Source organism: Granulicella paludicola (assembly GCF_025685545.1).
In the GTDB taxonomy this organism is placed as follows: domain Bacteria; phylum Acidobacteriota; class Terriglobia; order Terriglobales; family Acidobacteriaceae; genus Granulicella; species Granulicella paludicola.
The window spans coordinates 42979-57108 of the sequence record NZ_JAGSYC010000014.1 but is presented as its reverse complement, the minus strand read 5'-3'; the positions used below and the strand labels follow the sequence as shown (position 1 = coordinate 57108).

Sequence of the window (14130 nt, the reverse complement as noted above, 5' to 3'; positions counted from 1 at the left end):
CGGTTTGAAAGGAGACCGGGTCCACGTGAATGCGGCAGTGCTATGTGATGTGCCAAGATCACGATGCCATTCCCTCATCAGGCGGAGCATGGACGACACTGTTCGCCCTTTCATGCAAAACGAAGGCTGCGGCGGGGCGGCTTCCATAATGCCGTCCTGTGTCTCTATTTGGATTCGATCGTGCCGGATGGACTGAATGTAGTCGATTATGGGCCCAATCTGTGTAGGCTCAAGTTCTTCGACGTGCGCGATGAAGAACATCCAGACGGTGCGCCAGAAGCCACCATTGCGCAAATCCGTCGCTAGTCGCGTGGACAGGATGGCATTCATAAATGCGGTAGGCATGCCTAGAGCAAGCAACTCGGCTCTGCGAAGTGCTGGCTCCAGCCCCAAATGGTCGTCCGATGCAAGAAAGATATGTTCCATCTTTCGCGTCATGGTGACTGGCAGATCGAGTGAACGAAAGCTCGCTCCGCGTGAATGTGCGATCACCCATGAACGTTTCTCGTCCCCTGCGGCATCAACTGCAAACCAGACCGAGGCCATAAAAGCGGGGATTTCGTATCGACAGGTCAGATGGTGCGCTAAGGACGCCACTGAGGAGCGCCAGGAGGCTAACGTACCCGTCCACTCCGCTGTTGGGCGAATGTGCGCGCTTCGGAAGCGAGCCAGGTGGAAGAGCGCGTCGACGCCGAGATGCCTGCCATCCTTGACCGGCGCATCAAACAATCGTGGCGCGCGGGTGCGAGCACAAATCAGCAGCTCGTGGAACTTTGCAAAAGTAAGTGGATCAGAGGCGAGGTGGCTGCAAGCGCGATGAATGGCGCGATCCGTCCGCTTCCTGTGATCCTGAACGAGACGTTCAGACCAGGACATAAAATTCCCCAATTTCTAAACCGGTGAGTGGACGACGGTGGTATGCGTCGTCGAGTCAGATTTAAGGCAGGGATACATATGACCGCTGGTAGCAGCCTGCCTGCTTCTGAATCCGGTTTAGCTCTTGGAGAAATACATCGCACTAACATCATCCCATCGGGCAGATAAGCGCGTCAATCGGTATTTAGTCGGGCAATGGGTGCAGTGACCTTTAGAAAACACGCGCGAAAGCTCGACTGTTGATAACTCCTCATAAACGCTCATCTCGTCATCTGTGATATGGATGAGTGCATAATCGTCAATGCGCTGATCGATAAGTGCAGATCACCTCCGATGAGCCTATGTTTCGTTGCCCAAGGGCCTCGGACAGATTGTGAGTGAACCTATACGAAGCCAAAGGCAGTGGCGTCTTAGGCTGTCTGTTCGAAGTTGGTGGATCGCGTAAGGGGTTTCCAGGTCGAAAACTCGCTTTGGAGTACCTCCAATTCCTTATGCACGTAGTCGAATGCGTCAGACCCGAGTAGCAGATGCAGCGGTGGCTCAGGCGCAATGATGAATTCCGCAATGGCCTTCCCGGCCTTGGCCGGATCACCCGGCTGATGGCCGCTTCGCGATTTCCGAGCCTCGCGAATCGGATCGAAGATCGCGTCATAATCAGCGATCGTTCGTGCCGAACGCACCATCGAGCGACTGGCCCAGTCCGTTCGAAACATGCCAGGTTCAATTGCGGTCACATAAATCCCCAAAGGCCTCACCTCTTTGGCGAGAGAGGATGAAATTCCCTCGAGCGCAAACTTACTGCCGTGGTAACACGAAAGTCCGGGCATTGTCATAAGGCCTCCCATGGAGGTCACATTGAGGATTCGGCCCTCCCGCCGTGCACGCATATACGGCAGAACGGCCTTCATCATTGCAACCGCACCGAAGACATTGACCTCGAACTGCTGCCGTAGCTCATCCAACGAACTCTCCTCCAGCGTTCCTTCATGGCCATACCCCGCATTGTTGATCAACGCATAAGTCGGGCCGACATTCTGCTCTACTTCTCCGACGACGGAAGAAAGTCGCTCGGGTGTATCCGTTACGTCAAGAATGCGCGCAAATGCCGAGCCGGGCTTGAGCTGCTCGAAGTCTTCCACAGCCTCTTGCTTTCTCACAGTTCCAACTACTTTGAACCCCGCTTGAAGCAAAGCTGTTGCAAATGCCTTGCCCAGCCCACTGCTGACGCCAGTAATAACCACAACCCTGTCCATTGGATCTCCTTACGATACCCATGGTATCGATTCGTATAGAGCATATGATACCGTAAGTATCGAAAAGGGTGCATTCGTGGAGAGGAATTCTAAATGGGTGAGATCGGGAGACCGCGAAGCCAGGCTGCACACGACGCCGTACTTAAGGCTGCTCTGAAGATGGTGACGAAGCGTGGCTTTCGGGCCGTCAGTGTAAACGAGATCGCGGCCGAAGCTGGTGTGGGGAAGATGACGATCTACCGTCACTGGCCCAATAAGGCTGCCCTGGTCATGGATTCGCTTCTTGTTCTCATCGGAAGCGAGACCGACTTTCCGGAAGCCCGCAGTGCAGTCGAAAGCCTTCGGGGGCAACTTGAACTGCAGGTAGCGTTCTTTCGGAGTTCCCGCGGGAACCTCATCCGCTCCCTTGTCGCCGAGGCCCAATCCGATCCCGAGCTCGCGGTTGCATTTAGGGAGCGCTGGCTAAATCCACGACGTGCAGGCGTTCGCCAAATCATGCAGGCAGCTATGGCGGAAGGCTCTCTCCGAAGTGACTTGGATATCGACGCCGCGATCGATCTCTTGTACGGATCGCTCTACTATCGCCTGCTCGTGGGTTCAGGCGCACTCGACGAGCGTTTCTCTGACCACATCTACCGTCAGTTCCTCAAAGGACATGGCACGTCTGCGCAATCGCGAACAAGGCGCGTACCCATCACTGATTAACCTGAGAAATTGGAACAGTCTGCTCCTTTTCGGGAGGCACTGCTCATCCCATTTCTAGGACTGATCCCGTTGCTGAGCGCATCGGTGGTTCGGCGTTTGTTGACTCTTCGCAGCAGATGCGGGGGGGGGGAGAGGCCCATTTCGCCTACAGCGGTTCGTCGCGCTGGGTCCGTCTAAACCGATCCACCTACTGATGCATACGTTTTAGGAGAGCTACGTAGCGGGAGTCGCGGCGCACGGAGTCAAACAGCGGGTCTACTCGGATGAGCGTCATGTAGAAGCAGTGGGTGTCGAGCGCGTGTTGGAAAGCGTCGAAGGCCTGATTAAGTTCGTTCACTCGAAGATCGTTGATACCGATCTCGTAAGCAGTGCACGATCGGGGAGAGTCCTTAAGAAGCGCGCGGGTGCGAGCGTGCCAGTAGGGTTGCCAGCCTTGCTGCTGATACACCCTGAGAAGGGCGACAGTGTCGAGTTGTCTTTCGCCCTCGTGCAGCGCTCTCAGATCGTGCTGTACCGCTTCATCCTGGTCACCCTTTTGCTCGTAGATGAGACTCACATATTTCTCGATGGAGGCGGGTTGGTTTTCCAACTCGGAAGTACGTTGCAGCTGAGCGAGTGCTTCGTCGAATTCGCGCGCAAGATAAAGGGTAGCGCCAAGACGTCGGTTCGCGATAAAAGATAACGGATCCAGCTGAACGGCGCGCCGCATATGAGTGACTGCATCCTTTACTCGGCCTACGCCGTCAAGGTAGATGGCATACTTAAATTCCGCAATCGAGTCATTAGGGTTTAAAGAAACGCCGCGGACAAGGTTCTGCTCGGCTGCAGTCCAATTCCACTCGTAGATGTTCTGAACGCTACCAAGCGCGGTGTAGGCCTCGCCGTTTTGCGGATCGAGCTGAATGGCCTGCTGGGCGGCAATTAGGGCTTTGGGCATCAGTTGTTCCGGGGTACCGATGTCGAATGTTGCGGCGGCATCAAGCGCGGAAGCGTAACCCGCGTAAGCGGGTGCGTACTTCGAGTCGAGGGCAATGGCCTGCTTGTACGATTCGAGGCTGTGGCGAAAATCCTGTTTGTTGAAGAAGTATCGGCCACGGAGATAAGCATCGTGCGCGGCGGGACTGATCGGGGCGCGTGGCGGGGAAGGGTCAAGGACAAGACGCGCCTGGTTGGCGATCTGCTGGGCAACGCTGTCCTGTAGCGTGAGGACATCGGACGCAGAACCTTCGAAGGACTGAGCCCAGAGGTGACGGTCGGTGTGAGCGTCGATGAGCTGGGCGGTAATACGGATACGGCCGCCGGAGCGGACAATAGAGCCTTCCAGGATCGCGTCGACATTCAACTGGCGCGCGATATCGGGAAGTGAACGGTGAGTGCCTTTGCCGGCAATCACGGAGGTGCGGGAAACGACCGTAAGGTTGGGAATGCGCGCGAGCTCCGTGATCAGCTCGTCGGTCATTCCATCGGCGAAGTATTCCTGGGAGGGGTCTCCGGATAGATTGTCGAGCGGAAGCACCGCCAGGGACCGAATAGGCATCGATCGCTGACGATTCGCTAGAAGCCGAGAGGCCGCAACCGCGGCTAGACAGAAGATCACGAGCGCGGCAAGGAGTAACTGTGAGCGAGTCCCGGGATAGGTCTCCGCCGGTGCGTCGGGAACTGGCGTGGGGACAGGTTCGCTGACAGCTGGTTCCTCCGTGCCGAGTTCCACCTGAGCGATGAACCGGAAACCTGCGGTCGGGATGGTCTCAATGAAGCGGGGCTCGCGCGAATTGTCGTCCAGGGTCTTGCGGAGTAGCCCGACGGAACGGGTAAGCGCGCTATCCGTCACCGCGGCATCGGCCCAGACGGTATTAAGCAGTTCTTGCTTGCGGACCAAGCGCCCGCGGTTCTCGATGAGATAGAGCAGCAGGCGCAAAGCCTTAGGCTCCAAGGGAACAGGTACGCCATCGATTTTCAGGCAGAAGGCAGAGTCGTCTGCCTGAAATCGACCGAAACGGAAGATCACTGCGGCTCCTTTGCGCTGCCCGAAGGGAAGTCTTTCTGGTCAATTATGGACGAAGTGGGCGAACTTTGAGAATCATCACGGTTCCATACGAGTTCCATGAGGACATCACACCCATCGTTTCAGCATGATCTCTACAGTTTCGAAGCGACACACAGACAACAAGACTGGCATTGTCCATCACCGTTGCCGCACACCGGAATAGCTTCGTTAGCAAGATTCTCCACAAGGATTATCCAGGACGATGACCCCAGGAAGACGTACAGTTCACTCGATATCGAAGCCGCTCCGTGCCCTCTGCTTTGCCTTGGCGGCGCTCACCTCTGCCCTTGCTCCGCTCGCTGCCCATGCCGCTGCTGCGCCTACAGCCACAGCGCTCACCATCTTGAGCGCAACCCACGAGGTCACAATTGTTGCCTCAGGTACAACGGTGGTCTTGGAAGCAGTTGTGACGCCAACGGCCATTGGACTGGTCAAATTTTGCGACACGACAGCACCCTATTGCACCGATCAGCATCTGCTCGGCACGGGGCAAGTGACATCGTCTGGCATAGCCTCCTACACATTCACCCCTGGATCAGGCCAGCACAGCTATAAGGCGATCTTCGTAGGAACGTCAACTCATTCCAGCAGCACTTCAGCAACGGAACCACTTACAGTCTCCCCAAAACCGATTTCAACGGCGGTCACAGCGACTGGGGTGCCGGGGAACTACACGCTGACTGCGACTCTTGCCGGACGATTGCCAGCGGCCACCGGCAGTATCTCGTTTCTGGATACTACGAATGCCAACTCCGCTCTAGGTACAATCGCGCTGAACCTATCGCTTCCGACTTTCGCGGCTCCATACACGCCCCCCAACGTTACAGCGTTTGGTGCGAGAGCAGTTGCAATAGGGGACTTCCGTGACAAGGGCATTACTGACCTCGTCGTGGCAAATGAGAGGGCCAGTATTGGTCCTGGCAATGCTGTGACGGTGTTCCTTGGCAACGGAGACGGCACGTTCAACTCTGGGGTGACATACGGCGTCGGTACAAGTCCCGAATCGGTCGCGGTCGGCGACTTCAATAGCGATGGCCTCTCGGATATCGTCACGGCCAACAATGGGGACAATACTGTATCGGTGTTACTGGGCAATGGAGACGGTACTTTCAGGGCCGCTGTGACGTATTCGATCAACAGGGCTCCCAATGCGGTGGTGGTCGGCGACTTCAACGGCGACGGCATCCCGGATCTTGTCACGGCCAATATCCAGGACGAAACCTTATCGGTGTTACTGGGTAATGGAGACGGTACTTTCAAAGCGCCCATAACGCACTCGACCAATAATGTTCCCACTGCAATCGCTGTGGGCGACTTCAATGGGGACGGTATTCTGGATCTTGCTACCGTCCCCAGCGAAAGTAATATCGTGAATGTTATGCTCGGCAATGGAGACGGGACCTTCAAAGCCGGGGTGGCGTACGAGGCCGACGTTGATCCCTATTCAGTCTCTGTGGGCGACTTCAATGGCGACGGCATCCCGGATCTTGTCACTGGGAACGTCGGCAGCGTGACCGTGCTGTTAGGCAATGGGGATGGCACCTTCAAAGCCGGATTGCGGTACGTGGCCGGTAACATATCCTATTCAGTCGCCGCAGGTGACTTCGATGGCGATGGCATTCTGGATATCGCTGCGGCCAATAGTGGTGACGATACCGTAGCAGTACTGCTGGGCAATGGGGATGGTACTTTCAAAGCTGCTACGCCCTACGCGCTCGTCGCTTCTCCCATTTCCCTCGCGGTCGGCGACTTCAATGGCGATGGCCACCCGGACCTTGCCACCGCAGACCTCAGCGGCGCGCCCTTAACAATTTTGCTGGATCAATTTCCAACGTCAGCCACCGCGACCTTACCCGGTGTCGTGGTTCCCGGCGGTGGGACCCATGTAATCGATGCCAGTTATACTGGTGACACGACCTATAGTCCCAGCCTCTCCGGCAATACGGTGGCGTTGATCGGCACCCAGATTTCAACGACGCTGACGCTGAGTTCCAGTCTGAGTGCCTCTGCATTCGACCAACAAGTAGTGCTGACGGCAAAGCTAAGCCCCTATAACTCCAACAATCTCAGCACCAACGCGGAGACAGTCGTCTTCCAGAGCAACGGCGCCAACATCGGCACCGGCTCGCTATCTTCCGGTGTTGCGGTGCTGAACATCACAGCGCTGCCAGTGGGCACCGATGCTGTTACCGCGGTGTACGGTGGCGACCAGAACTTCATCACGTCAGTGAGTACAGCCACGACCGTTACCGTTGCGCAGACGGAACAGACTCCCACACTGACCTTTGCGCCGATTGCCAACCAGACAACCAGCGCTAATCCTTTTACAGTGAGTGCGACATCGGCCTCTCCTGGTGCGGTGACGTACGCGGTAACCTCCGGCCCGGCGACGATCTCCGGCGCCACGGTTACGGTACTTGGAGTTGGAACAGTGGTATTGGCAGCTACACAAGCTGCAGCGGGCAGTTATACAGCAGAAACGACGACGACGAGCTTTACGGTGACGGCCCCCGGGGCAGTCCCGGACTTCACGCTGGCTTCAGGCCAATCAGCGACGATGCAAACGGTGAACGCAGGTGCGGCGACCACTTATAGCCTCCAACTCGCGCCGACAGGGGGAGCTTATCCCAACACTGTAAGCTTTACCGCGAGTGGACTCCCTAATGGAGCTTCCTTCAACTTCTCCCCAGCCCTGGTGCCGGCCAACAGCGGACCGGTAACGGTTAACTTTACGGTGGACACCTCTGCCGCCCAAGCGCTCAATCGTGCCGTGCCACAGAGAGACCCGATGCCTCTGGTTGCCTTCGGACTGCTATTGTTGCCTCTTGTCGGCATCCGCAGGTTTCGTAAAATTGGATGCAAGGCCATACACCCGCTGCTCATTCTATTGTTGGCTGGCGCTGCGATGGTGGTGGCTGGGTGTAGCGGAGGCGGATCCGAAGAGCGGAAGACTCAGACCTCTTCCATCACCATCACCGCGACCAGTGGTGCGATCTCACACTCAACCACCGTCACACTCACGATCAAATAAGTGATCTTACGTGAACGCATTCACTCGACGCGCCACCGCAGGTGGTCTGCTCACATAAATATTAATCCGCTAAGGGATACTTGATTCACATCAGTAACGGGAAACGCTTTTTTCGGAGGTTGGGATGATTACTGACGAGAACGGCGTTTCCCATTGCGCAGCAGCCCAAGTGGTCGAGAGAAACAACGGCAGTATCTTTCCCAAATTCTTTTCGTGAGCAGGGTCACAAAATCCTTTCATTGATTGATTTCCACTTATTGTGTCAGTACTTCGCTTCACGCCGCGTTCAAGGGCGTACTGCGATTTGAACTCTCATCATGGATCGGCTTTTGAGACTCATCATCATCCTGATTACGCACCAGCCAGAAGACAATGCCGAGCGATAGAGCAGAAGCAGCCAATGCGAACACGACAGCGGGTTGAGTTTGGTAGATATCCAGGATGATGAACTTCCGCACCAAGGCAAGCAGTGCGATCAGAACTACCGAACGAATCTGAACGATGTCGCGCTGCTGGTGGAGCACGATCAGAAGGGAGTGCTTGAACTCCATCGCAATCAGAACAGTCAGCACCATTCCAAAAATGGCCTGAAATACCTGAGCGTCTCTCGGATCCAGCAAGCGACTGCGTACCAAATCAAACGTGTGAAGGATGAGCTGCCAAGTTGCCACACCTACGATCGCTGCGATTACCACTGTCAGTAACGAAATGATGAGATGTTCGAACTTCTCGTAGATCGAAAAAGTTCCCCAGCGCTTCTGAAAGTGGATATTGAAGAATCGCGTCATGGCATCCTTCTCCGGTACTGCTCCTCTCAGTACCGCCGCGGCAGTGTGCGCTCGCAGGAGCTCACACTGCTGCGGCTTGGTTGGTTTGTATTGTTGGCTTGTTGCTGAACGCGGGTCTTAGGCTGCCCGCGAGGCTTCCATCTGCTTCGGCGCTGGCTTCGAGTCTGAGCCCGAGCCGATTTCAATCTTCAACTGCTTTGGCTTGGCAGATTCCTTCTTCTGAAGCGTCACCGAAAGAACACCGTGCTCGTAGCTTGCACGCGCTGATTCAGTGTCGATCGAAGAGGGCAGACTAAAGCTTCGGATGAAGCTGCCGTAGCGGCGCTCGATCCGATGGAAGTTCTCTTCCTTTTCGTCTTGCACGAACTTACGTTCGCCCTTGACGGTCAGGGTCTGGTTCTCAACATTGATCTGCAGATTCTCTTGGGGAATCCCGGGAACCTCCAGCTTGAGCACCAGCCGGTTCGCATCTTCATAAATATCGACTGGGGGCACGAAGCTCTCTGCGCTGAGGCTTTCACTGCGCAGTTCGCTGTCCGGGTTGGCGAAGTCGTTGAAGATCGAGTTCAGTCGGTTCTGGAGTACAGCAACGCCCTCCAGTGGCGAACGGAACGGAACAAAGCGAGTCATCGTGGTCATAGCACTCTCCTTATAGCTTCCTCAGTTTGGTATATGGAGGCTCATCGCCTCACGGAAATTATGACGCAACATCGCGAAAAAGGTTGCAAGAAAATCGACTGCAAATCACTCACATTTGACTCGAAAACTAAGGGCCGGAAAAACGCAGAGCCCGCCATTCGAGGACTCTTCTTGGGCAGTGAAGAGACATCATCGTCTGTGATGAATCTCCACCCGAGGTCCGACCGGACGAAGCCAGGCATGCGGATACGGATGGACGTAGACGCTGCGGTTGACCCAACCACGCTCCCACGGATGTCCTCCAATCACGATCGTATGGGCAGGCCAATAGAAGGCCGGGCCTGTCCACCATCCCCATGTGCCGAAAGTAGCGGAGATCGTCACCGCCGGAGCGAAATGGATCGCAGTTCCCACAACGAAGCCGGGACGAGGACGAGCGAAGACCACGACCGGATCGTAGAAGGGTACGTAGAAGACGCCCGGGTTCAATGGGAGGATTTCAACGTATCCACCTGCGTCAACGACGTTCATGTACCCATTCGGCACAAGGTATCCGTAGTCCCTGGCCTGACGCCGCATCCGCTGAACAGCGTCCATCACGTCGGGCCGTTGAATGAGAACGGCGTTGCCGAGGCGTTGAGTCCACCCCGTGTCCCGATCCATCATGTCGAGCACTGATGGAAACGGCAGTAGCCCCAGGACGCTCGGATCCCACTGGAGATGATCGTCTTGGATAGCGTGAGCCAAGGCGTCACCGGTCAGATTCGAGTGCCTGTCGGCCCAGGCAGCCGCGTCCGGTATCTCATTCCAGAACGTCGATGCGGTGAGCGTCTGGGCAAGCAGAGGGTCTGGATACAGGGCAATCTGCGAAACCAGATGATCGAGTTCGGGTGGGGGTAATGGTACGGACTGGGCAAACGCGACTGGAGAGAACCCCATCACGAGAAGGACGTAAGGCAGGAGTTTCTTCACCCAGCCAAACGGTTTGGTTTGCGTCGCAGAGTACGTCAAGTTATTCAATTCGGACAGTGCATTCATGGCCTGTCACCTCCATGAAGAAATTCAACTTCCGGGGAAATATGACGCGAGATGCCGCCGAAAGTTGCGCTAAAAAAGTGCAAGAAAAATCACACGAAAACTGTCTGGCAGCCACATCATCTCGACGAGGATTCTCCGAACGGGCTATAGGGAAAAAACTCCTGACTAGGCAGCCGCGATGGCTCTCTTCAACAGCTCCGGCCCGTTGTTTTGCGCGCTCTTGTCTTCAGGAACGAATATGGAGTGACGCGCAATCACAAAGCACTTATTGATCGCGGTTCGGTAACTTAAAGTCGGCTAATGAGATGGTCCGCCGCAGTAACCCTCCGCTGAGGTGGAGGATGTAAGCCGCGGTTTCAGAGTCTCTGATTGCGTCAACGAAAACACTCTCGCTTCTAGGGCGAGTGAGTCCATCCGGGACCGTTTCCAATGTCGGATGAGAAAGTTGTCAATACTAGTCACGAAGGCGTCTTCATAACGAAACTTGAAAGGTGAGTCGCTACTTAGAAACTCCGCATCACCGAAGTGACGACAAGTCCTTCCATCAGCCCGGTGGCTGAGATCTACCTTAGCAATCGAATTTTAGGTTTGCTTGCCGCACGCAACCTACGACACTACTATCCCACTTGAAGCGACATTCCCAGGTCCTTCTAGACCCAGGATTGAGTCCAGTCTCTCCCCGGGAGCAGAGACTGGACTTGATTGTGATCGGACTGTGCAGCCCAGGCTACTCGTCAGCTTAGTACGCGGCATTGCTGGAGATCTCGGTCGGGTCTGAAGTTTCGACGGGAGGGAGACCTTTGGTCGGCTTGATGGTTGAGACAGCGGGAAAGTTGCCAGTGATTTGGGGAGGTGTGTATCGCATATTGCGGTTCCTCTCTTCGTTCCGGATTTCCGTGTGGTACAAGCTAGAAGCCTGTCCACACGGAGCTTGATGGCCGCTAGATTTCTGTTGGTATACGTGCGGGTATGTGATTCGAATACCAAGAGCGAAGCCGATGCGTTCGGATGGTTCCTTGGTCGAGTGGAGCTGATCTGACGATCCTGAGCAAAGGAGGCACCTTGACGTTGGCTTGGACTCTCCGGGTTGTGCATTCGCGATTAGCCTTCAAACTCTGCATATTCCCGATCCGGAAAGACTCGATTTTGCGGCCGAAGTAATTATGTCGTCGTGTTATGAAAAGCGGCTAGTGTCAGCTTATGCCCCCGTTTGCGTTCCACCTTCAAACCGTGTGGTTCGGCTCGCGGCATAGAGAGTTGTGCATTTATGCGTATATCGCAGAGTTTCACTGGACACATCACGAGCTGGCTCACTGGGGCTGCTCTTCTTGCTTTGGCCGTTGGTTGTTGCACACCTAGCCTTGTCGGTACAGCTCCTCCTACGGTTCTCGTGATCGGCCCGTTGAGTGGCTCTACCACGACCTGCCCCAATGCGATTCTCACTGCCAATTTCAGCGAACCCATGAATCCCGCTACGATCTCTGGGGCAACCTTTGTGGTTTCCGGTTCCGGGGGAGCGCTGGTAGCTGGAAGTGTCACGTACAACTCTGCGAATAACTCCGCAACCTTTACCCCAACCGCTGTGCTGGGGTCGGGCGTTACCTATACTGCGACGATCACCGGCGGTGCGCTCGATTTGTACGGCAACAAGCTGGCGGCACCTTATACCTGGGCTTTCACTACGGCAGCGAACGGCTGTCATCCAGCCCCTGTGATCACAAGTCTCACGCCGACAGCGAACTCAACGGGTGCCTGCCCGAATGCGACGGTGGTCGCGACCTTCAGCGAGGCGATGAATCCAGCGACGATCAGCGCGGCTGATTTCACGCTCGCCCCTGGGATCATTGGCACGGTCAGCCATAACGCTGCCAACACCGTCTTTACACTGACACCTTCCAGCAGTCTTTCCGCGCAGGCGACTTATACGGCGACCATTACGACAGCCGCGCAGGATACCTATGGGAACAGTCTGGTCTCCAACTATGTCTCCAGCTTCACCACAGCTTCCAATGCCTGTATGCCTGCGCCCACGGTGATCTCTGTCACTCCAGTGGCAGGAGTGACGGCGGTGTGCCCGAACAAAGTGATCGGGGCTACCTTCAGCGAACCCATCGATCCCACGAGCCTCAGTTCGACCAGCTTCCTCATCACGGGACCCGGAGCAGCGCCGGTTGCTGGAAAGGTGAGCTACTCCTCCGCTGCGAACCAGGCACTCTTCGCGCCAGGCACGGTGCTCGCGCTCAACACGACTTATACGGCAACGCTTACGACGGCGGTTCGCGATCTCTACGGAAACATTCTGGCGGCGCCTTTCGTGTGGAGCTTTACAACGGGAGCCAATCCCTGCGCTCCTCCCGCACCACCAGCCACGGTTACGCCTACAAACGGTGCAACGGGTGTATGTCCAAACACCGTTATTACGGCGACGTATGCGCAGGCGATGAATCCGCTATCGATCAACGCGACGGATTTCACGGTCGTCGCGGGAGGCATCGCGGTTGCAGGCAATGTCGCTGCGAATGCAACGGATACGGTGTTCACCTTTACTCCAACCGCACCTGTCGCTTTGAGTACCGCCTATACCGTCACCATCACCAACGCGGCGCAGGACAGCTTTGGAAATGCGATGGCCGCAAACTACGTCTGGACGTTCACGACGGGTGCAAGCAGTTGTGCCTCGGTGGCCGTGCCGACGGTCACCAACGCGACTGCGCCTGCCGGGGCGATTGGTGTTTGTCCCAACTCGGTGGCAACCGCCACCTTCAGCCAGGCGATGAACCCGTCCAACATCAATACCAATACCTTCAGCATGATTCCCAATATCGCTGGGACCGTCACGTTGGATGCGACCGATAAGGTGGCGACGTTCACACCGGCAACTCCTTTTCTGGCAAGTACGGTCTACACCGCCACGATAAATACCGGAGCGCAGAGCGTTGCGGGCGTGGCCTTGTCGAGCAACTTTGTGTGGAGCTTCACCACTTCGAGTCAGACGTGCCAGTCAATCGTGAACCTGGGTACGGCTGCCAACTTCGGCATCCTGGGCGCAAGCACGGTGACGAACACAGGCTTCACGGTGATCACAGGGGAGAATCTGGGATTAAGTCCGGGTACATCCGTGACAGGTTTTCCTCCAGGGATTCTGGTCAGTCCTGCGGTGCAGAACGTTACGGACGCGACTGCGGCTCAGGCAGAGCTTGACGCCACGATCGCTTACAACAACGTCGCGCTGTTGGCCAATCCGGCTGTGCTCCCTTCAGAGCTCAGCGGACTCACGTTGACTCCTGGCTTGTATAAGAACGCCTCTTCGGTCACGCTCACCTCGGGAAATCTGACTCTCGATGCGCAAGGAAATACGAACGCTGTCTTCATCTTTCAGATCGGGTCGTCGTTTGTGACCCTCGGGAATACGAAGATTGTTCTGCTGAACGGAGCGCAGGCCAAGAACATCTTCTGGCAGACCGGAAGTTCAGCAACGCTCGGCGTCAACTCCGTCTTCGACGGAACGATCTTGAGCTTTTCTTCCATCACGCTCGACACCGGTGCCAATCTTACCGGCAGGGCGCTGGCACTCAATGCGGCGGTCACTCTCGATACAAACATCGTCACGGCTCCCTAGCACCGGTGCCGAGGCCTATCGCAGATAGATTCTCGGCTTTCCCGGCTACCAGCCTGCCCACACAGCATCGCGCACGGAACCGCACGGAGGATTTTGTATGTCAGCCATTATTACGACTCGCAGCACTCTCGCCA

Annotated in this window: 10 protein-coding genes; 3 read left to right on the top strand and 7 right to left on the bottom strand. The window is 56.1% G+C overall.

Annotation, left to right across the window (positions count from 1 at the left end; translation table 11 throughout):
• Together OHL14_RS01025 and OHL14_RS01020 are read right to left on the bottom strand one after the other, a co-directional pair.
• Positions 1-876 (bottom strand): hypothetical protein (locus tag OHL14_RS01025; protein WP_263377446.1); only part of this gene is annotated, 876 nt, incomplete at its 3' end.
• A gap of 410 nt (positions 877-1286) precedes the next feature.
• On the bottom strand, positions 1287-2129 hold the full coding sequence (locus OHL14_RS01020) for an oxidoreductase (RefSeq protein WP_263377445.1): 843 nt from the start codon (positions 2127-2129) through the stop codon (positions 1287-1289).
• A 93-nt stretch (positions 2130-2222) separates the two neighbouring features.
• On the opposite strand from OHL14_RS01020, the gene OHL14_RS01015 reads away from it, so the two are divergent.
• Positions 2223-2834: a TetR/AcrR family transcriptional regulator gene (locus OHL14_RS01015; RefSeq protein WP_263377444.1), complete on the top strand. Its 612-nt coding sequence runs from the start codon at positions 2223-2225 to the stop codon at positions 2832-2834.
• A 187-nt stretch (positions 2835-3021) separates the two neighbouring features.
• On the opposite strand, the gene OHL14_RS01010 is transcribed toward OHL14_RS01015, so the two are convergent.
• A complete protein-coding gene (locus OHL14_RS01010; protein WP_263377443.1) occupies positions 3022-4842 on the bottom strand; it encodes a winged helix-turn-helix domain-containing tetratricopeptide repeat protein in 1821 nt (606 codons plus the stop codon).
• 241 nt (positions 4843-5083) lie between these two features.
• On the opposite strand from OHL14_RS01010, the gene OHL14_RS01005 reads away from it, so the two are divergent.
• Complete coding sequence (locus OHL14_RS01005) at positions 5084-7912, top strand: FG-GAP-like repeat-containing protein (RefSeq protein ID WP_263377442.1); 2829 nt, start codon at positions 5084-5086, stop codon at positions 7910-7912.
• A gap of 275 nt (positions 7913-8187) precedes the next feature.
• Here the strand turns inward: OHL14_RS01005 and OHL14_RS01000 are convergent, their stop codons facing one another.
• From OHL14_RS01000 to OHL14_RS00985, 4 genes are all read right to left on the bottom strand, one after another.
• The gene (locus tag OHL14_RS01000) at positions 8188-8700 is read right to left on the bottom strand and encodes a phosphate-starvation-inducible PsiE family protein (RefSeq protein ID WP_263377441.1); all 513 of its coding nucleotides are present in this window, start codon (positions 8698-8700) and stop codon (positions 8188-8190) included.
• A gap of 117 nt (positions 8701-8817) precedes the next feature.
• Positions 8818-9339: an Hsp20/alpha crystallin family protein gene (locus tag OHL14_RS00995; protein ID WP_263377440.1), complete on the bottom strand. Its 522-nt coding sequence runs from the start codon at positions 9337-9339 to the stop codon at positions 8818-8820.
• Positions 9340-9528: 189 nt separating this feature from the next.
• Positions 9529-10377, bottom strand: coding sequence for a DUF3300 domain-containing protein (locus tag OHL14_RS00990; protein ID WP_263377439.1), 849 nt, complete (start codon positions 10375-10377; stop codon positions 9529-9531).
• Positions 10378-11116: 739 nt separating this feature from the next.
• Positions 11117-11242, bottom strand: coding sequence for a hypothetical protein (locus OHL14_RS00985; RefSeq protein WP_263377438.1), 126 nt, complete (start codon positions 11240-11242; stop codon positions 11117-11119).
• A gap of 402 nt (positions 11243-11644) precedes the next feature.
• On the opposite strand from OHL14_RS00985, the gene OHL14_RS00980 reads away from it, so the two are divergent.
• The gene (locus OHL14_RS00980; protein WP_263377437.1) at positions 11645-13996 is read left to right on the top strand and encodes an Ig-like domain-containing protein; all 2352 of its coding nucleotides are present in this window, start codon (positions 11645-11647) and stop codon (positions 13994-13996) included.
• Positions 13997-14130 lie beyond the last annotated feature (134 nt).